The sequence below is a fragment of the Paenibacillus sp. FSL E2-0178 genome (genome assembly GCF_038593005.1).
GTDB lineage: Bacteria > Bacillota > Bacilli > Paenibacillales > Paenibacillaceae > Paenibacillus_AQ > Paenibacillus_AQ phytohabitans.
Window position 1 is genome coordinate 4,161,249 of the sequence record NZ_CP151953.1, and the last position, 19,391, is coordinate 4,180,639.

Here is a 19,391-nt window from a genome sequence, read left to right on the forward strand (position 1 = left end):
ATGATTACTTCACAAGCGATGGCACCGGCACTGATACCGGTACCTGCACCTCCACCTCAAATTCAGGGATATACTCCTTCTCCTGGTTCCCCTCTGTGTCTATGGACAATATCCGGAAGGGCTTTACCGTAATATGATCCGTCTTATACTGGAGCGGTTCGAATAGAGCAGCAGCGATCAGCACATTGCCTCCTGTGGCATTCCAGCCGGTAGACCCGTTGATCTCCCGCAATACATGGCCCTGATCATCCACAAGGTCATAGCCCAAGAAATCCTTATGATCGACAGGCTGACCTGCAGGCCGCTCAAGCCGGGTGGTGATCCTCGTTGTAATCGGAGTAAGCTCAACAGTATCGAGTGTGAAAATCATACCGGAGCTCTGGCGGATTAACGGCTCCGCAATGATGCTGTGATAGGTCTTCTTTTGCACCGGCAGCTTAATTACAAAAGGCTCCTGGATCCCCTGTACATCTATGGTAAGCGTAAGCTCAAAATCATCCGGGAACGCCCGCCCCCCCTGATTCTGCAAATCCGTGAATTGAATGATCCTTGAATCCGCATCCTTCCCGCGAAGCAAGAACGGGCCAAACGAACCGCCGCCGCTGCTGCCAAGCGGACCATAGGTATTAATATCCTCACCGTTGATCGACAGCTTAATATCTGTCATGAGATCACTAACATCCCCCTGCCGGAACTCCAATACATCCGTTTGGCGCCCGATCCCCAGTGATACGCGAATTCCATCGTACAGCACTTCAGGTACAATAAGCGTTAGTCCGTCATGGGTATCGCTCAGCTCAGGTTTCTGTACTGCCGCCAGCCCCTGCTGATCCGCATTCCGCAGCCCCAGATCCCCGGCCAGCCTGAAGATCGACTCCATCCCCGGAATCTGCTTAATGGACGCGGCCAGCGTCGGAGAGATAAACTCTGTCCCCGTGATCAGCAGAAACAGCAGCAGCACCGCAGCCACTATGCCTGTACCCCTTCGAAGTACACTGCCTCGTCTTCTGCTTAGTCCGACTGGTTCTGTCCTCGTTCCCCGCTGCTGCCCGTCCTTGTACCGGTTCATTATGCGTTCTTCCAGATCTATCTGGACCGGTGTATCACGGACCATCCGTCCGATCCGCTCCAATTCTTCTTCCTCCCAGTTAGCGTGGTTCATGAGCGATCATCCCTCCACTGTTTTGACGGCGTCCGAGTTTTTTGCGCAGCCGCTCATATTTTTTGCGGACCGCCCCGGGCTTCAAGTCCATAATCGTTCCGATTTCCTCAAAGCTATGCTCCTCCAGTGCCCTCAGCAGCAGAATTTGCCGTTCCTCCATACTCAGCTTCTCCAGCAGTTCATGAACAACCTCCGTATATCGTGAACCTTCAGCGCACTCCGCCTGCTGCTGATGGCTCCTGTAGATGGAGAGCAGCCTGAAGCCTTTATTCCTCTGTTTAATCCGGTCCAGGCAATGGTTGCGTGCAATGGTGTACAGCCAGGCCGAGAAAGAGACCTTTGCCGAGTACTGCCCCACCCGCTCCAAGGCTCTGATAAAAATCTCCTGAGCCGCATCCTCCGCCTCTTCCCGGTTACCCAGCAGGTAATAGCAGTACAGGTAGATCGGCCGCTGAAAATGTCTGATGATCCAAGTGAAGGCCTGTATATCTCCCAGCTGAACCTTCTCAACCCTTTGCTCCATGGTCAGATCTGCCGCCTGCTCCTGTTCTGCATCTCTATTCGTCCGGCAGATTTCCGTTTCATCCACAGCTCCCCCTCCTCTATGCCTGTATAACTGTCAAAATCCTGATTTTGTGACACGCGCTCTAAAAAATCCTGGAGACTCGTGAAGTCAGCCCTTGCAAACGCAAATATGTTCGTTTATTATAAAACTAATATTATGTTCTATATTTATAGAACTAAATCGAAAATAGTTATCATTTGTTCATTATAGCGCTGCCGTAATATCACTTCTCCAGAAAGCAGGTACCCCCTATGGATTACAAGGTAACAGTCGATTTCGCGCCAATCTATGAGTGCATCTCCAGCTTAAATGCTTTTATCGGGAAGCAGAACCACAATGCTATGGACGCTGGAATCTCCTGGATTCGCGAGGTGCAGACCCGGTTCGCCCCCGTTATGCTCCAGAAAATGAAAGAAGTAATGAAGCTCACCGATAACTTCAGTCTGTCTCCTTACATATGGAGCTGCCCGGAAGAGCGCACGGTCAAGAAGTTCCTGGGCTGGTTCGAAGCCCTCTCCCCGGGTGAGCTGTATGAGATTGCCGGCCGCTTCGGGCAGACTGTCCCCTCCAACCTGGCCGAGCTGCGAAGCTCTGCCGCTGAAGTCATCAGAGCTTGGGATACGGGGTATTTCAGCAGCATTGATCCGGCCATTATGGAAGGGCTGCAGCAGGAGGCTGCGGCAAGGGCGGCGCTGCTGAACGGAACGAATGATATGGAGGTGTACGAGACGGCCACAGCAGGCATGCGGCTATACCCTTCAGAAACCCTGAAGCAGGTCATTATTACACCGCAATATCATGCCCGGCCTCTCGTAACCTCCACACTCTTTGATGAATTTATGTTCACCAGCTACTCTTGTGATATTCTTCCTCCGGAAGATGGGCGGCCCGCACCGGCTCTGCTGCGGCTTACCCGGGCGCTGTCGGATGAGACGCGGCTCTACATTCTCCGCCTGCTGACCGGCAGGCAGCTGAATTTCACTGAGATTGTGAAGGAGGTCGGCCTGTCCAAAAGCACGATCCACTACCATCTCATCGCACTGCGGGCGGCGGGTCTGGTCATTGTTCATACTACCAGCAAAAACACGTCCTACAGCCTGCGCCTTGAGGCGCTGAACGGCCTGCCCGGACGAATCGGGGAATACCTGGAGGGGTGAGTTCTATGCAGAAACGCAGCTATTACGGGTTATTATCCACGATTTCCTTGAGTGCCTTCGGCGATGCCTTTGGACTGCTGGCAATGGAATGGCTTGTCTATGAGCTGACTGGCTCCAAGCTGGCTATGGGTGCACTTGCCCTCAGCTCTATGATTCCTGAGCAGGCGCTCCGCCTGCTCGGCTCACCCTTATCCGACCGGCTGCCCCGCGTCCGGTTCATGGCCTGCCTCGCGTCGCTGCGTCTGCTGGCCCTCCTGCTGCCGCTGGGCATGGGGCTCACCGGCCACCTGCAGCTGTGGCATTTGTTCGCTGCCGCCAGTCTCAGTGGAGCCTGCTCCGCCTTGTTCATGCCAACCGCAATGGCCGTGATTCCCGGCATCGCAAGCACCAGCAAGCTGATGCGCGCCTTCGCCATCATCGACGGCTGCAAGGGTGCCGCCGCACTTCTCGGCCCGGCCCTCGCCGGCGTGTTGACCGCAGCCAGCGGGGCCTTGCCGGCACTCGGCATCAATGCCGTTTGTTATACGGCAGCGATAGCCACTCTGCTGCTCTTGCCCCGCATGGGTAAGCCGGCAGCAGCCCCCGCCGGCAGCTTCTCGACAGCCCTCTATCTGCGGGAGGTAGCCGAAGGCTTCTCATTCTACCGGCAGTTCCCCGCCATGCTGACGATTATGATGATGGCCGCCGTCAGCAATCTGAGCTCCATTGCCGTATGGACCATGATGGTCCCTTATGTCCGCGAGGTGCTGCACCGGGATGCAGCAGCGGTGGGCTCGCTGTCCACGGCCTCTGCGCTCGGATACTTAGCCGGGCTGGGCGTGATCTCCCTGATGGGCGAGATCACGAAGCGGCGCATCGTGATGCTCGGCAGCCTGGGCTTATCGGGTATCGTCACTATGGTGTGGGGGTTCATCCCCAGCTATTTCTTTGCCCTATTTGCGGTATTCGCCTCCGGACTGCTGGGACCTTTCTTCGGTTCCTTAAGCTCCTCCCTGCATGGACGGCTGGTTCCCGGCCATTTGCAGGGGCGGGTGAACTCGGTCCGGTTCCTGATTGGCGGGAGCCTGTCACCGCTCGGTGCCCTGGCAGGAGGAGCGGTCGCTGAGCTCTATGGGGTGCCTGCTCTTTTGCTGGCCGCAGGAATTCTTCCTGCCCTGTATGCAGGAGTGGCGCTGCGCTTGCCGGGACTGAAGGCGCTGGACGGGGACTTATCCGTGCTGGAACAGAGCACGCGTCCGAAGAGTGAAGTCACTCTAACGGGTAATATAACTGTATAGACTGAACTCTGCTTTTTATTATTATGCGCTAGGCTGCGGTCGAAACTGCGTGAGATATTTGGACTCCCGGCGGGCGGGCACTTTAATTTCGTGTGGACTAGAAGTAAAATGTTGTACTTTCTGCAGAATTTTCGCACAGAAGGAGCCTTCCGGGGCGCATTGTTGTACTTTTTGCAGGATTTTTGCCGATTTCGTGCTGGTCAGAGCTAGATTGTTGCACTTTCTGCAAGATTATTGCAGATTCTCTGCCCACCAGAAACAAATTGTTGTAATTTGTACAGGCGTGTTGATTACCCAGATACTGGATTGATTAATTCACAGAAATCTCCAGTATTTCTCCGGAGCAAATCAAACTGAACCTGCCACTCGACCGGAAGATTCTGGTTCTGCAGGAACTGCATAAATTCCAAGAAAGTAAGCTTTACGAAGCAAGGGACTTTGTCTTTCATTACGTCAAACAACCACTTTAAAAGAACATAGACCATGAACGCCGCAAACAACTGATTGTAGACCGAATTCTTTGTTTTTCCAAACAATTTAGGTACATTGAGATGCTGCTTGATCCAGCGGAAAAAGACTTCAATTTGCCAACGGGCTTTGTAGATTTCGGCAATGACTTCCGGGGACTCTTCTCTTAAATCGGTGACCACTCGGACCACTTGGTTACGGTCATTTTTGAATTCAACCACACGTTGACGCTCCGCAGAACGGCACTTTCCTTGGCCGATATTGCAGATGATATCTCGTACAATCTTGGGATCTCCTTGGAGTTGGCAGGTGTGTATTTCCGGTTCGACTAAGTGTAGATTGTCTTTAAGCCGAATCACAAAGGACTGGCCTATGGACACATAATGATCCAATCTCCCGATTTTCCCATAGGCCCGGTCCTGTACTATAATATAGTCTGGATTTGCCAATACTTCGCCTAACGGAGCGTCGTGGCGTCTGGCGATCGTTTCTTCCACCTGAAGGGGAGACTGCTGAGCATAGGAGAAGGCCGTGTGCATTTTGAGGCCCCCTCTGTGCTTTTTGTATTTCGCAAAGGACAGTTGATGGTTGGATGCCGTGATCGTCGTAGAGTCGATTAGTAATAAATCTTTGGGAAGATTCAGGTGACGCCGGGTTTCGCGATTACATTTTTTCACCAGGAGTCGAAAGACTCGTTTAAAGATCTCATAGGGAACCTCGCCGGCTTTTTTCGAGAGGGTTGAGTAGTGAACAGGAACTAAATCATGGGTTGGAGCTAGCCTTGCACACTCACGAAAACCGTCCCATTTCAGATAACTGGCTTGGGCGAGATAGTGCAGCATGGTATACACCGTGAATTTAGTTGCAGTGTCCGTATAGTCTTTCTCTTGCCCGGTTAGTTCGGCTACTTCTTCTTGGGTTAAAACTTGTTTAAATACAGCTAAGAATGGGTTATTCTTGTTCATGAGGTCGCCTCATTTCGGTTTGGTTTGGTCGTACTTACCATTACCCGAAATGGCGGCCTTTTTCGTCCCTTTTTTTGGGAAATCAACACGCCTGTAATTTGTACAGCAATTCATCGGTCTGGACGGAGCCACAGGCAGCGCAGCGCAGCGCAGCGCAAGCAGCTGCTGCTTCACCTGCGAAACCGCAGGAAGCGGCCGGCACAACACGTCAAACAGGGCGATGCCGTCATGCACATCGCCCTGTTTCTCTTAAGAAGTTCGTGCTGCAGAATCAGGATTCCATCCCGCCCTCACTGGTCTCATAATGACTGGTATCGCCGTGAAGCACAATCTCAGGCACACCGTCCGTGATATCAATTCTGCACAGACAGGTAGGATAGATGTAGGGCAGATCCCAGAGCTTGTTCATGGCTCTGCTCTCGAAATAAGCCATAAGCACCTTAATCACAACCGTATGCGTCACAATGAGCACCGCACCGCCTGCGTGGAGATCTGCGATCTCCCGCAGCTTGCCCAGCGCACGCTCCTGCACCGCTGCAAAGGTCTCACTGCCCTCTACACTGAACTGCTCCGGGTCGCCCCAGAAGAACTGATGCTGCTCCGGATACTGAAGCTGCAGCTCTGCGGTATCACGGCCTTCCCAGACTCCCATGCCGATCTCCTTGAATTCATCGCAGGCCGTAAGCGGCAAGTCCCGCTCTCCCATGATAATCTCCGCCGTCCGCAGCGCCCGGGGACTAGAGCTCGCGTACACCGCGTCCAGCTCCACCTGCTCCATGCTCCTGCTTAGCCATTCTGCCTGCTGGACGCCCAGCGGCGTAAGCTCTGAATCCTGATGGCCCTGCATCCGCTTCTGCACATTCCATTCGGTCTGCCCGTGCCGGGTAATGTACACCGTTGTTGTAGTCATGAAACTCTGCTCCCCTCAAGACGATAGCTCTCTTGCTCTATCCATAATCAATTACGCCTCTGCACCTCTTACGTACGCTTGCGTTCCAGCCACTTCACCGCATAATCTACAATCTCCCGCTGGGGAATCAGCTTTGCCGCCGATGCGGCCACCAGGCCGCTGGCAATAAGCCCGGTCTCCCGGCCAAAGTCCACGCCCAGCTCCGTGAAATCATCCGAGTTCCAGTTGTAATCACTGAATTCCATCCATCGTCTGACTCCGTCCACCATCATCGGCGCTGCAGCCATGACTTCCTGTTTCCCGGCATAGTCTGCCCGGTATTCCGCCAGATGCAGTGAGGTATTATTAAGATTGTCTACGCCAAGCAGCAGCACGCTTCCTCCCAGCTCATAGATCCGGGCTAGCGGAGACTGCTCACCGAAGGCGTACTCCAGGCTATGCCCGTCGATAATGACATCCCGGTGCTTCCCCCAAGCGGCAAAAGAGTCGATCGGATGGCTGCTGCGCCGCACGCCCTGCTGCCTGCGGAAGCAGTCGGGAATCACGCCCATCCCTCTAAGCGGGGTCAAATCCGGGTCATATGCAGGCATATGCTCCCGGATGCCGGGCCACCAGGCCTCCGGCACCGGCGGTTTGCTCCAGCCTGACGGATCGGTCAGATCCGAGGATTGCGTAGGCATAACGAGCGTCCCTTCTTCACTCAGCACCTTCTCCAGCGCCAGGATAACGGCAACCGGACCACCGGCCACCCACTGTCCCAGTGATTTAAAGGAAGAATGCAGCAGCAGGGTCATTCCTTCATGCACGCCCAGCTTACGGAAGTCGGCAGCAAGTGTATCTACGGTAATCAGTGTTCCTTGTACTTCTTCCATTCCATTGCCTCCAGCCTCTAGCCGTCCGTTGTTCATATCTTAAAATTCCTTATCCTCCGTCTGCCCCGAATAACGCTCCATCAGCTGCTTCGCCCGGTATTCACCGGGAGAGATACCCTCCAGCTCCTTAAAGACACGCGCGAATTGCTTGCTGTTCTCAAAACCTACAGCCTCAGAGACCCCGGCCAGCTTGACGGAATGATCAGCCAGCAGCTCCTTGGCGTGGCGGATGCGGACTTTTTTGAGATATAGCACAAAGCTCTCCCCGGTGTACGCCTTGAAGGCTTCACTGAAATATGAATAATTGAGCGAGACATAATTGCTGACCATCGCCATATTCAGCGGACGGGCATAATTCGCTTCGATATACGCAAGCGCTTCTTCCATATCCGCATGCTCGGTATGCGCAGATCTTATACCTATAATATAATCGTTCACGCTAAGGAGCAAATGCTCCAGTGCCCGGTAATAGTCATGGAAATTGCTGAAATTATACAAGTTGCCGACCGCGCGGTACAGCTTCAGCACTTCCACCGAAGCCTCTCCATGCACACGGAACACTTCATCCAGCACCCGTTCATTAATACTCCGCCCTACATTCTCCAGGTAATCCAAATCCAGATGCAGCAAATGGTCCGTCTGAAAAATAACACCAAGCAGCGTCTTAATCTCCTTCTCCCGCTCGGTTCCCAGCATATTAAGCAGCTTGCGCAGCTCCTCCTCCGGGGAAGGGAAGCTCAGGCGGCCGGCGCGGATATCCTTATAGTCGACAAAGCTGGCCTGCGGGGACAAAAAAGTATACTGCAGCGCCCGGTACGCCTCCATGTAACAGGCACGGAACTGCTCCGGACTCCGGCTCTCACTGCTGATACCGATGAGCAGCCTCTTAAGTTCTTTGGCATCAGCCTTACCGGCCAGCTCCAGGAAGCTCTCCACATTCCCCACAAGTACAAGCTTCCCGTCCCAATCGGTCAGAATCTCCGTGAATTTATGCTCCAGCGGTCCGATCAGCCGCTCCAGCACGCCCTGGACCTCTCCGTGATTCATCCGCGCGCCGTCCCGGTGATAATAATTGACCACGCCTACTGTAAAAGGAATCAGCAGCGTTGACAGCTCCTCCAGCTGTGCCGCCGATGCTTCTGTCTCCCGCTGCATCAAAAGCCCCCGCAGGCGGGCAACCCGCAGCTCGCGGCGGTAGCCTTCCGCCTCCTGCTTCTGCCGCAGGCTGCTCGACTGGCGGTCCATTCCCTCCTTGCCGATCCGTTCGAGAATCTCGAACAGCTCCTCGCGGCGGATCGGCTTCAGCAGATAATCCTTCACGCGGTAGCGGATCGCGCTTTTGGCATATTCGAAATCATCATGGCCGCTTAAGATAATGACAGCAGGCGGCTCCTCCTTGCCTGCTTCCACCGACAACCGTTCCAGCAGCGTGATCCCGTCCATAATCGGCATCCGGATATCCGTAATAATGACATCCTTCCGCTCCTGCTTGTACAGCTCCAGCGCTTCCGCACCGTTGCCCGCCATAGTGATGCTGTAGACAGACGGATATTCCCGTTCGATCATCGCCTTCAGACCTTGACGGATCATTTTTTCATCATCCACGATCAGCAGATTGGTCATAGCTAGTTATCCCCCGTCAATAGAACTTTGGGCAGTGACATGAACACAGTTGTCCATTTCCCTGCTTCACTCTGCACTTCCAGCCCGTAGGCTTCACCGTAGAACAGCTGCAGACGCTGATGCACATTGCGCAGTCCGACGCCTCCCGACTTATACCCGCCGCTGCTGGTTCCCGAAGGGTCAGCCCCCGGTTCCTCCTTGGCATAAATCGCCTCATGCAGCTGGGTCAGCTGCTGCGGTGTCAGCCCGAGGCCATTATCGCGCAGCGAGATGAAGATATCCCCCTCGGCCTCCGTAATATCGATCCGCACAACACGGTCCGTGAGCTCTATCCCGTCCGCATTCCAGGCATGCTTCACACTGTTCTCAACAATCGGCTGCAGCGACATTTTGAGCACCTCCACTTCCAGATAAGCGCTGTCAATATTAAGCTCCAGCCTAATGGTATGCTCGAATCTTATATTCATAACCTCTATATAGTTCTGGATATGGCGGATCTCGTCTTTCAGCTTCACGTATTCACCCGTCCATTTGAAATTATAGCGCATCATGCCGCCAAGCCGGGTAAGCGCATCCGAGATCGTCCGCTGATTCTCAATCTCCGCCAGCATTTTGATATTCTCCAGTGTATTGTAGAGGAAGTGGGCATCAATCTGATTATGCAGCGTCCGCAGCTCAGCTTCCTTCGACAGCGCCTGTTTATGGACAGCCTGAGCCACCAGCGTATTAATTGTGTTCATCAGCTTGGAGAAATGATGGGCAAGCTCGCCGACCTCGCCGCCTCCGCTGACGCGGATACTTCCATATGGCTCTCCCCGGCGGACTCTTTTCATCGTTTCGGTCAGCCGGCGGAGATTCTTCAGGATGAATGCATTCAGCACGTAAGCAATGGCAGTGACCAGGAAGATGAAGCCGATATTAACCCCGATAATCAGATTACGGGTACGCGAAATATCCATCATCACACCTTTCATCGAGACCACAGTAACCAGAGAAGCATTGATCTGCTCCAGCGGCGCCTGAATCAGCATGAAGGAATTCCCGTTCTCCTTATAATCCATCACCCATTTACCGGTCTTCCCGAACTCTGCCAGCCGGTCTTTAATTGCCGCAGTCAGCCCCTTATTATTCTCCAGAAAAGAGTTGTCTGTCCTGGTGAACAGGTTCAGCTCATCATCCGCAAGAATCATCTGGGATTCATTATCCTGCACCGAGGTATACGTCTTGGGTGTGAATTTACTCAGCAGCATATCTACCTGAACCATCCCGATGTGATTGCCTGCCGGAATGCTGATCTCCCGCAGCACCGATACCTTCGGTTGCCCCTGCTCTGTTTCCCCCGAGAAGCGCTTCATCAGGTCGATATCCGAGTTCTGAAAGGACCACAGATTCCGCAATCCTTCCAGCTCCAATGCCTTCTGAAACCAGGGCTCCATGGAGACCCGGGACTCACGGAAAATAACCGGCCACATCTCATATACATTTTTACTGCTGGAATACAGGTACAAATGCTCAATATTCGGATTATTGAACTGGATCTGGCTGAGGTTCATGAAGCTGGTTGTGTTGTAATCAATCAGCTCTCCGAGTGTAGGATCACTTTCGCTGATCAGATACTCCCGGGTGATTTTATCACTATACGCCATCTGGAGCGCCCGCTCCATCGCCTCAATCTGATTGAGTACATGCAGCTTCTCCATCTGCAGCAGATAGTCGTTTTTCTCGATCGCATCCTGCATATACGTATTGTTAATGGCCTTGTACGAATAGAAGGACACCAGCAGACTGGGTCCCAGAATAATAAAGATATAAGCCACAACCAGCCGGCTTTGCAGTGATCTCCGTCCGAGCCAATAACGGAAGGAATTCCATAATGCTCCTGTTCGTTTGCGCATATTCACCTCTCCGTTAATGGCTGGAGCCTTGTAGATCCCATTACTAGAAAATAACCCAAAAGCCCGCGGTTAGCGGGCAATTGGGTCTTATATTGGAGACTACATTCCGAGTTTTTTCTTGTTCTCATCATATTTAGTCTGGCGGTATGCATCGAAGGTCGCTTGACCTTCCTTCTCTTTTTTAGTGAGATATTCAGACCAGATCTTATCGAATTCCGCATCGGATTCAGCCATCAGCAGCTTCGGCATGGTTTTGCCGCGCAGCTGTTTCAGCTTAGTCGCGATGATGCCTTCCGGCGAGTTACCGCTAGGATCAATCAGCTGGAATTCCGAAGTATTAATAGATTTCCCGCGGGTCCAGTCTTCCAGTTGTTTGAACGGCTCAACGGATTTTGGTGCCCATTGGTCAGTAATATTCGTATTTTGCATCATCCAGAAGGTGAACGAAGAGCCGTATTGCTTATCAAAGGCTGCACGGTCCGAGTTCATCAGCTTAAGGGCTTCAGGGAGGAATTGATCCTTGCCCTCAATTGTATCATAGCTGACCCCTTTTTCGCCCAGGAAAAGATCCTTTTGGCCTTCTTCACTGTTCAGGTAGCTGAGGAATTTAATGGCGCGTGCTTTATCCTTAACATCCTTGGAGATCAGGGTAACGGTCCAGCCGGAGATCCCAGGGCCATTCAGTGTAGGCTGATCCAGTTTGGCGTTGGCTGGTCCATCTACAGCAATGTAGACCATATCAGGATTCTTCTGGAAAATAGTTCCTTGCTGGGAAGCAAAGTCTGTACGTTGATACAGCATTGCGAAGTAGCGTCCCTGTACGATCTTTTCTTCCATTTGTGCCCGTTTGTCAATGAAGATATCTTTTGCCAGCAATCCGTCCTGGTTAGCCTGGCGGAGTGTTTTCATCCAGCGTACATATTCAGGATCGGTTTCACGGTCATATACCTTGCCGTCTTTTTCCCAAGGAATCGCCAGGAAGTTCTGAATGTAGCCTTCCAGCGAGTCGTTGCCGTTCTCAGTGAACTCATGCAGACCCAGCGGAATCAGCGGCTGGCCGTTCACTTCAGGGAATTTTTCCTGTGCAGTCTTCAGCGCAGCGAGGAAGCCTTCAGGGGTACGCATATCCGGACTGCCGATGGCTTCATAAATATCCTTGCGGACTGCGAACGTCTGGTTCGATACATAGGTATCGCCATATTTTTCATAGTCGGCAGGAGAAGAGGAAGAGTTAGGATAGCCGTATACATTGCCGTCCGGCTGAGTGTACCAGCCAAGCTTATCTTTATCGGAAACTTTGTAGAAGTACGGGTCGTATTCATCAGCCAGCTTGTTCAGCGGAAGCACCAATTCGCCTTCTACCATTTTTTTGATGGCATCTTCCCAGTAGCCGAGGGTGATGAAGTCAGGCAGCTTGCCGGAAGCAATCAGCGTGTTCAGCTTCTCATTCTCATTCCCTGCAGGCACGATAAAGTTAACGTTAACGCCGGTCTTCTTCGAAACATATTGCGAAGTTGGATCTACGCCCCATTTATTGGCAAACCAGGCAAAGTTCAGATACCAGTCGAAGGTGATTGGTGAAGTGTCGCTCATCCAGCCTGGCTCATCGCCTGTTGCTGCCGGAGCTGTCGTTTCTGTTGCATTGGTTGCCGGTGCCTCTGTAGCTTCAGCCGGCTTCTCCGTTGCTGTATTTCCGTTTGCGGCATTATTATTGCTTGAACAACCCGCTGCAGAGAATGTCAGCATTAGTCCCAAGAGCAGCAGGACCATTTTCTTTGGCTTATGTTTCATGCCCATGCTTGTTTACCCCTTTTCTAGAAAATAGTAATTATAAGCTCAACCCCGCTGCCCGCAAGACAATGGGCTCCGGAGGAGTTACCCTGTGGTTCGCAGATGCTCAGCCTTTGATGGAGCCGATCATCATGCCTTTAACGAAATAGCGCTGCAGGAACGGATAGACGAACACGATTGGCAGCGTTGTGACAACCATGGTTGCCAGCTTGATGGACTGTGAGGTTACCGACCTTGTGGCCGCGCTGCCCTGGACAGCAACCATCATCGTATTGGAGCTGGACTGGGCCACGACCCGGAACAGATAGGTCTGAATCGGCTGCAGGTCCACATTGTTCACATAGATGATGCCGGCAAAATAATCATTCCATTGATACACGCCGTGGAACAGCGCGATGGTGGCAATAACCGGCATGGAGACCGGAAGCACGATCCGCAGTAAGATGGACCAGTCATTGGCTCCGTCAATCCGCGCCGCTTCTTCCAGACCATCTGGGATCTCCCGGAAGAAGGTCATGAAGATAATAAGATCGAAGAAGCTGAACATGACAGGAATGATAAAGACCATAAAGTTATCCAGTAAATGCAGATCACGCATCAGCAGGAAGGTTGGGATCAGGCCGCCGTTAAAGAACAATGTAATGGTGCCGATCAGAATGTAGAGCTTGCCGCCAACCAGATCCTTGCGGGACAAGGCATAAGCTACCATCGCTGTAAAGAATACATGCAGAGCCACACCAAGGACTGTCTTGAGTACGGTAACCCCCATCGCCAGCATAATCCCCGGACTTGCAAATACTGCATCGAAGTTCTTCAGTGTGAACATCCGCGGCCACCAGTAGATTCCGCCCAGCATGGCGTCATTGCCGTCATTGAAAGCGTTGACGAGCACATACCAGATCGGATACAGCGTCAGGAAGCAGACGCAGAGCATAACCAGATTATTGACGATATCGAAAATCGCTTCGCCTTTGGTTTTACGTTTAAGAGCAAACATATATAGGTCCTCCTTGTCCTAGAACAGCGACGTGTCGTTGATTTTTTTGGATACCTGATTGGCAATCAGCAGCAGAATCAGTGCAATGACCGCTTTGACCAGGGTGACCGCCGCAGAATAGGAGAAGCGGTTGGAGACAATACCTGTCTGATAGATATAGTAATCAATTACATTGGAAGTGCTGTCGTTAAGCGAATTCCGCAGCACCAGAATCTGGTCGAAGTTCGAGTTCAGTACACCGCTGACTGCCAGAACGAACAGGATGCTGATCGTGGCCCGGATGGCCGGCAGAGTAACAAACCACATTTTCTGGAAACGTCCTGCGCCGTCAATCGTTGCTGCCTCATACATTTCCGGAGACACGCCGGCAATCGCCGCGAGGTAGATAATCGCTGACCAGCCAAGCTCCTTCCAAATGTCGGAGGTGATGATTATCGTCCAGAAGTAACTTGGTTCAGCCAGGTAAGTGATCGGCTTGTCAATCAGATTGAGGGCAAGCAGAATATTATTGATAATCCCTATATCCGCGAGCCAGGTGGCCAGAATGCCGCCAAGCACAACCCAGGAGAGGAAATGCGGCAGATAGGAGATCGTCTGAATCGTCTTCTTGAATCTGATGGAACGGACCTCATTGAGGAACAGGGCGAATATGATCGGCAGCGGGAACCCGATAAGCAGCTTGATCAAGCTGATCCCCAGCGTGTTGCGGATAACATTCGGCAGATCCTCATCTGCAAACAGTTCCCTGAAATGCTCCAGGCCCACCCAAGGGGCTTCGGCGATCGACTTGACGATATTATATTCCTTAAAGGAAATAATCAAGCCGTAGATCGGGATGTAGTTGAATATGATCATCCACACTACACCAAGCAGTGCCATGGTCTGCAGATGACGCTGGGCTACAAATTTCCTCCAGAGCGTATTTTTGCGAACTGAACCGGTTTCGATTGACGCCGGAATGAGCGGCCCCATTACCGGATTTGGTTTGGTGCTTTGTTTGTTCTCCATCGTATGGACCTCCAAAATCCCCAACTTTAATGTGTGAAGCGTTTTCATCTCTATGTATTTATTGTATGCGTTTTAGTATTTGGGCGTAAGGTCCCAGATTTCGTATTTGGGGGCTCATTTTTCGGCTTGGCTCAAAAACTCAACCGCCATCGGAGATAGGCTGCCGGAAGCGCAGAACTTCCGGAAGCCTATTGTCTCCTCCCGCTCCAATCCCCTTCCGCGCTTGCATGGGTAAGTGCTACTCTGCCCGTTTGGGACAAATTCAAAGCTGCATATCCCTCGGGGCTGCTCATGCCGCCCACGTTCGGCGGATTCAGGGGCACTTCCTTTTGCTCCTCATTTCAACATTTCGCCCACTTCTGGCGGATTTAGAGGCACTTCTGCTCCTCATTTCACCCTATTGCCTGCTTCTGGCGGATTCAGGGGCACTTCTGCCCCTCATTCCTCCATATCGCCTACTTCTGGCGGATTCAGGGGCACTTCTGCTCCTCATTCCTCCATATCGCCTACTTCCGGCGGATTCAGGGGCACTTCTGCTCCTCATTCCAGTATTTCGCCCACTTCTGGCGGATTCAGGGGCACTTCTGCCCCTCATTCTACCCTATCGCCGACTTCTGGCGGATTCAGGGCACTTCTGCTCCTCATTCCTCCATATCGCCCACTTCCGGCGGATTCAGGGGCACTTCTGCTCCTCATTTCACCCTATCGCCTACTTCTGGCGGATTCAGGGGCACTTCTGCTCCTCATTCCAGTATTTCGCCCACTTCTGGCGGATTCAGGGGCACTTCTGCCCCTCATTTCACCCTATCTCTTAAGCCTACTTCCGACGGATTTAGAGGGATTTATCCCTCTAATTTGCTCATTCCGCCTACTTCCGGCGGATTTAGAGGGATTTATCCCTCTGATTTGCTCGTTCCGCCCATTTCCGGCGGAATTAGAGGGATTTATCCCTCTAATTTGCTCGTTCCGCCCACTTCCGGCGGATTCAGAGGGATTTATCCCTCTAATTTGCTCATTCCGCCCACTTCCGGCGGAATTAGAGGGATTTATCCCTCTGATTTGCTCGCTCCGCCTACTTCCGGCGGATTCAGGAGCACTTCTGATTCTCATTCCCCGTATCGCCGACAACTGGCGGATTCAAGAGTATTCTCCTTCAATCCACCTAACCCCGGGCAATCAAAAGGAGGCCCAACCGGGCCTCCTTCCTGTACCTTTATTAACTTGAATGAATATATAGATTGAACTTGTATTTTTGCTAATATGGGATTGCCGTGACTCCAAAGAATATTTGGTCCTCCGGCCGCTGTTGTCTACAAATTTCTTGAATTCAACCCGCTGTTTCGCGGTGGAAATCCGCAGACAAAGGCGGACGCTGTCGCTCCTTCAGTTCCAAAATTCTCCTCCGGCACTTTTCCCTATCCGTATATTTTTTAAGTTCAATCTATATAGACTCTAATTATTCCATTACCGCACGGATGGCGGCAATCTCTCCGCGCCGCAATGCCTCGGCATCCCCGCCGCGCAGCAGACCGCCGGCAATCAGGCGCTCCTCGCCGCTGCGGAATTGCAGCGTCAGATTCTGAATGACCGCCTTGCTGCCGCCGAAGGTATCGGCATGACGCGGATTATAATACGTTACTTCCGTACTGCCCAGCAACGTGAAGGATACATGCCCCTGCTCATCGAACAGCCAGCCGGGAAGTGCCGGCTCAAGCGACAGCGTTAACTCGCCGTCTTCCACAGAGAACAGCCGGCTGCCGGCCATCATCGTTCTCCACATGCTCAGGAACTCCGCCGTAGAGCCGCTCAGCCGGGCAACAAACCCCCTGCCATGCGTTGCAGGATCGGGATTGCCGCCTGTTGAGATGAACGAGGAATTCTCCAGTGTACTGCGACCGTAGACCTCAGGGTCAAGGAACGGAATCAGCGAGGTTTTCAGCTCGCTGTAGAATTCGTCGTACAGCCCCGCCTTCAGCAGCTCAAGCAAATATTTGTACGACATGTGCAGGAAGTTGGACTCCCGCTCCTGCCAGCCCGGTGTGAAGGCCCGGATGCGGCCGATCTCATGCGATTCTTCTTCCAGCGACACTGAAGTCCGGTACATCGATGTAACCGGATCAAAGAGCCCACTCTGTTTCACTTTGCTGTAGATTCCCTTGGCGGTTTCCTTGCTGTCCAGCGTTTTGAGCCAGCGGGCAGGACCTTCCAGGAAATACGGCAGAGCAGTAGCTTCGAACTCTTCGACCAGAGCCTTCGGCAGCCCGTAGCCGCTGATGACCGGCTCTCCGGCTTCATCCGTTACAGGCTGGAACCGTGTTGCCTCGAAGCGGAAATAAGTCGGAACCAGTCCGCCGCCAATCCCTACCGCACGCTCAATCCCCTGATCCACTTTACGCAGCCATTTGCCCAGTGCCTCGCGGATGACCGCAAGGGAAATTCCGGCGGTCTCGCCTGTAATTCCGAAGCGGATCTCTGCCCGGTAAGCCTCGCGCGCTGAAGCCACGCGGTCCCAATACGGGAATTGGGCCAGTGAACCGTCAAGCACTTCAGTTACAGCACGGTTCACCTGCTCAAGCAGCGAAGCCATCTCTAACGGAAGCGCTACTGTTGAAGGAATATTCGCGCCGCTCTCCAGCGCTTCCAGCATGAACACAAGCATCCGCTTAAGTTCAAAGGTCTCGCTCATTCCAGAGCCGACCAGTCCCGGCAGCCCGTTCATAGCATCATTCCAGCCCGGCTTGTTGCCTTCCATCTCTACACCCATCCCATAAGGATCAAGCGTGGCAAATTTGTTCATGGCAAGCGACAGCATCTTTACAAACAGGCTGGTCCGGTAAATCTCCCCGTGCCCGCCTTGTGTGCGCAGCCACTGGGTATCGCTGGCCTTGCGCTTCAGCTTGTGCAGCTTCTCTTCATCCTCCAGCAGCGCCCCGAATTGCCGCACCTGCCCGCCGCTGATTACATATTTCTCGCTGCGCGGCAGCACATAAGCCGGGCTGTCATAGAACGTATAAGTCTCGTCCCCGAACAGCAGCGCCTCCTGCCGTTCCGGATAAATATCCAGATAACCTTCCACCAGATCAAGATTGTAGGTCCAGTGATCGGACCAGAAGCCTTCTCCGAAGGCGGCTTCAATGTTCTGCTGCGACAGGGCAAGCACACCGCTGAGGAATTCCTGCTCACTGATGTTCAAAGCAATATTGTGATCCGCAATGTAGTTAATCAGGCTTCCTGGTGTGAAGCGTCCGGCCAGCAGCCGCTCAAATCCGGCATGATGCTCCGCAAGCGCCCCGGCAACCCATGCTTTAAGCTTCTCTCCCTCACCCGGCAGAATTTCAAAGCTGGTCCCCTGCACGCTAAGCGGATTGTAGCCGTCTGCCTGAATCAGACTGTAGAACATCTTGATGTTGAAGCTGCCCACCTGCGGGTGGAAGAACACATCGCTGCGCCGGTTCTGGTTCATATCACGGAAGTTCCCGTTGCCCTGCGAATAGTATTCAGGCGCCAGCGAGAAGAAGTTGTAATCCCGTTCCATATCGCCATGCTTGCGCGAGTATAGATGTACAACGAAGCCTTCACCGCCGTTATCAAAAATAAACGGATAGCCCCCGCGCAGGAAGTTATCGAGATAAGACTGGCGGCAATAAGCATCGAACAGCGGCGAGGAGGTATGCGTAGCAATATCAGCCGTTAAATCCTCGGTCAAACTGGCCGCTTCCTGTGCCTTGGCAGCAAAATAATCTTCCCGGCAGAGCTCAGCCGCCCGATGATTGATTCTGGCAATATCATTTACATGTCCAATGATCGTATTCAGCTTCAGCGAAGCTCCCGGTGCAAGTGTTCTGGATACGCCGCTGAAGCCGCACGGCACCTTGTTGGCCGGATATTGGGCCTGTGCAAGCAGCTCCGCCAGCGGAAGCTCCGCGAAGCGGTCCGGATACGTCAGCGAAGTATTGCCGCCGAAGATTACTTCATAATCTACGACCGGATACAGCTGTTCTCCTTCCGTTGTGGAGGAGAGATAGAAGTGCCCGCTCTCAATCAGGCTCATTTCCGCATCGTCATTCGTGCTGGAGCGCAGCTTGTAGAACGGAATTCCGTTCTCCAGGTTATACACATCCATCCAGCTGCGCAGCAGGTTCCCCATCTCTTTGTAGCCCCCGTTCGCTACGCCGAAGGGAAGAACCTCCGGAAGACCGTCCAGCAGCTCCAGCTCCAGCTCTGTCCCGCTGATATTCTCGATCTCCACCTGCCGGATCAGCGCTGCATAATCGTCACCCGGCAGGTTGAAGTAGTGGACTGTCGTCTTCAGCCCATGTCCTGCATGTGACTCCTCAATGGTCAGTCCGTTCGGCAGGATCGTCATGATCCGCTTGGCCGCAGGATCAGGGCGTGCCGACTGGAACGGCTCATAGACTTCTGCTGTACCCTTCAGCTTGATGAAGGTGCGGAATCCGGTGGAAGCTACATTCTTATACGAAATATTGGCCGGAGAGAACTCCATAATCGGCGAATTTTTGTCCCGTATTCCGAAGCTGCTGATTCCTTGCCCCCGGTTCACGTAGAACGTCCACATCGGGATCCCCTTCAATCCTGCCAGTCCGGGCAGGAAGCTGGCGAACGGTTTGCCTTCGTGGAACTGCTCTATGACAAATTTACCTGAATCGAAATAATAATTACTCATAGTTACTCCTCCTAAAA

Annotated in this window: 13 protein-coding genes; 2 read left to right on the plus strand and 11 right to left on the minus strand. The window is 52.9% G+C overall.

Annotated elements, in window-relative coordinates; genetic code table 11:
- Positions 1 to 4: 4 nt before the first annotated feature.
- Both MHI42_RS18055 and MHI42_RS18060 read right to left on the minus strand, forming a co-directional pair.
- Positions 5 to 1,162, minus strand: coding sequence for a DUF4179 domain-containing protein (locus MHI42_RS18055; RefSeq protein ID WP_342424657.1), 1,158 nt, complete (start codon positions 1,160 to 1,162; stop codon positions 5 to 7).
- Complete coding sequence (locus MHI42_RS18060; protein ID WP_171720411.1) at positions 1,149 to 1,685, minus strand: sigma-70 family RNA polymerase sigma factor; 537 nt, start codon at positions 1,683 to 1,685, stop codon at positions 1,149 to 1,151. The genes MHI42_RS18055 and MHI42_RS18060 overlap by 14 nt, the downstream gene beginning before the upstream one ends.
- A gap of 293 nt (positions 1,686 to 1,978) precedes the next feature.
- Between MHI42_RS18060 and MHI42_RS18065 the strand changes: the two genes are divergently transcribed.
- Positions 1,979 to 2,884, plus strand: a complete 906-nt coding sequence (locus tag MHI42_RS18065) for a winged helix-turn-helix domain-containing protein (RefSeq protein WP_342424658.1) — start codon at positions 1,979 to 1,981, stop codon at positions 2,882 to 2,884.
- Between the two features lie 5 nt (positions 2,885 to 2,889).
- Positions 2,890 to 4,161, plus strand: coding sequence for an MFS transporter (locus MHI42_RS18070; RefSeq protein WP_342424659.1), 1,272 nt, complete (start codon positions 2,890 to 2,892; stop codon positions 4,159 to 4,161).
- 290 nt (positions 4,162 to 4,451) lie between these two features.
- Here MHI42_RS18070 and MHI42_RS18075 read toward each other — a convergent pair whose 3' ends face one another.
- The 9 genes from MHI42_RS18075 to MHI42_RS18115 form a co-directional block, all read right to left on the minus strand.
- Positions 4,452 to 5,594: an IS4 family transposase gene (locus MHI42_RS18075; protein ID WP_342423522.1), complete on the minus strand. Its 1,143-nt coding sequence runs from the start codon at positions 5,592 to 5,594 to the stop codon at positions 4,452 to 4,454.
- Between the two features lie 271 nt (positions 5,595 to 5,865).
- Entirely contained in the window at positions 5,866 to 6,504 is a 639-nt protein-coding gene (locus MHI42_RS18080; protein WP_342424660.1) for a histidine phosphatase family protein, read from the minus strand.
- 68 nt (positions 6,505 to 6,572) lie between these two features.
- Complete coding sequence (locus tag MHI42_RS18085; protein WP_342424661.1) at positions 6,573 to 7,376, minus strand: AAC(3) family N-acetyltransferase; 804 nt, start codon at positions 7,374 to 7,376, stop codon at positions 6,573 to 6,575.
- A gap of 39 nt (positions 7,377 to 7,415) precedes the next feature.
- Complete coding sequence (locus MHI42_RS18090; protein WP_342424662.1) at positions 7,416 to 8,999, minus strand: response regulator; 1,584 nt, start codon at positions 8,997 to 8,999, stop codon at positions 7,416 to 7,418.
- Between the two features lie 2 nt (positions 9,000 to 9,001).
- Positions 9,002 to 10,894: a sensor histidine kinase gene (locus MHI42_RS18095; protein ID WP_042133126.1), complete on the minus strand. Its 1,893-nt coding sequence runs from the start codon at positions 10,892 to 10,894 to the stop codon at positions 9,002 to 9,004.
- Between the two features lie 99 nt (positions 10,895 to 10,993).
- Complete coding sequence (locus MHI42_RS18100) at positions 10,994 to 12,691, minus strand: extracellular solute-binding protein (protein WP_342424663.1); 1,698 nt, start codon at positions 12,689 to 12,691, stop codon at positions 10,994 to 10,996.
- A 100-nt stretch (positions 12,692 to 12,791) separates the two neighbouring features.
- Positions 12,792 to 13,682: a carbohydrate ABC transporter permease gene (locus tag MHI42_RS18105; protein ID WP_039309712.1), complete on the minus strand. Its 891-nt coding sequence runs from the start codon at positions 13,680 to 13,682 to the stop codon at positions 12,792 to 12,794.
- Positions 13,683 to 13,700: 18 nt separating this feature from the next.
- A complete protein-coding gene (locus MHI42_RS18110) occupies positions 13,701 to 14,690 on the minus strand; it encodes an ABC transporter permease subunit (protein ID WP_039309713.1) in 990 nt (329 codons plus the stop codon).
- 1,456 nt (positions 14,691 to 16,146) lie between these two features.
- Positions 16,147 to 19,374 carry a cellobiose phosphorylase gene (locus MHI42_RS18115; RefSeq protein WP_342420251.1) on the minus strand — a complete coding sequence of 1,076 codons (3,228 nt, stop codon included), beginning with the start codon at positions 19,372 to 19,374 and terminating at the stop codon, positions 16,147 to 16,149.
- Between the last annotated feature and the right edge of the window lie 17 nt (positions 19,375 to 19,391).

Bases quoted from the DNA above. Each gene is read 5' to 3' on its own strand.
- MHI42_RS18070 (WP_342424659.1), top strand. From the start codon at position 2,890: ATGCAGAAACGCAGCTATTACGGGTTATTATCCACGATTTCCTTGAGT.
- MHI42_RS18075 (WP_342423522.1), bottom strand. From the start codon at position 5,594: ATGAACAAGAATAACCCATTCTTAGCTGTATTTAAACAAGTTTTAACC.
- MHI42_RS18110 (WP_039309713.1), bottom strand. From the start codon at position 14,690: ATGGAGAACAAACAAAGCACCAAACCAAATCCGGTAATGGGGCCGCTC.
- MHI42_RS18085 (WP_342424661.1), bottom strand. From the start codon at position 7,376: ATGGAAGAAGTACAAGGAACACTGATTACCGTAGATACACTTGCTGCC.
- MHI42_RS18090 (WP_342424662.1), bottom strand. From the start codon at position 8,999: ATGACCAATCTGCTGATCGTGGATGATGAAAAAATGATCCGTCAAGGT.
- MHI42_RS18055 (WP_342424657.1), bottom strand. From the start codon at position 1,162: ATGAACCACGCTAACTGGGAGGAAGAAGAATTGGAGCGGATCGGACGG.
- MHI42_RS18065 (WP_342424658.1), top strand. From the start codon at position 1,979: ATGGATTACAAGGTAACAGTCGATTTCGCGCCAATCTATGAGTGCATC.
- MHI42_RS18105 (WP_039309712.1), bottom strand. From the start codon at position 13,682: ATGTTTGCTCTTAAACGTAAAACCAAAGGCGAAGCGATTTTCGATATC.
- MHI42_RS18080 (WP_342424660.1), bottom strand. From the start codon at position 6,504: ATGACTACAACAACGGTGTACATTACCCGGCACGGGCAGACCGAATGG.
- MHI42_RS18115 (WP_342420251.1), bottom strand. From the start codon at position 19,374: ATGAGTAATTATTATTTCGATTCAGGTAAATTTGTCATAGAGCAGTTC.
- MHI42_RS18095 (WP_042133126.1), bottom strand. From the start codon at position 10,894: ATGCGCAAACGAACAGGAGCATTATGGAATTCCTTCCGTTATTGGCTC.
- MHI42_RS18060 (WP_171720411.1), bottom strand. From the start codon at position 1,685: ATGGAGCAAAGGGTTGAGAAGGTTCAGCTGGGAGATATACAGGCCTTC.
- MHI42_RS18100 (WP_342424663.1), bottom strand. From the start codon at position 12,691: ATGGGCATGAAACATAAGCCAAAGAAAATGGTCCTGCTGCTCTTGGGA.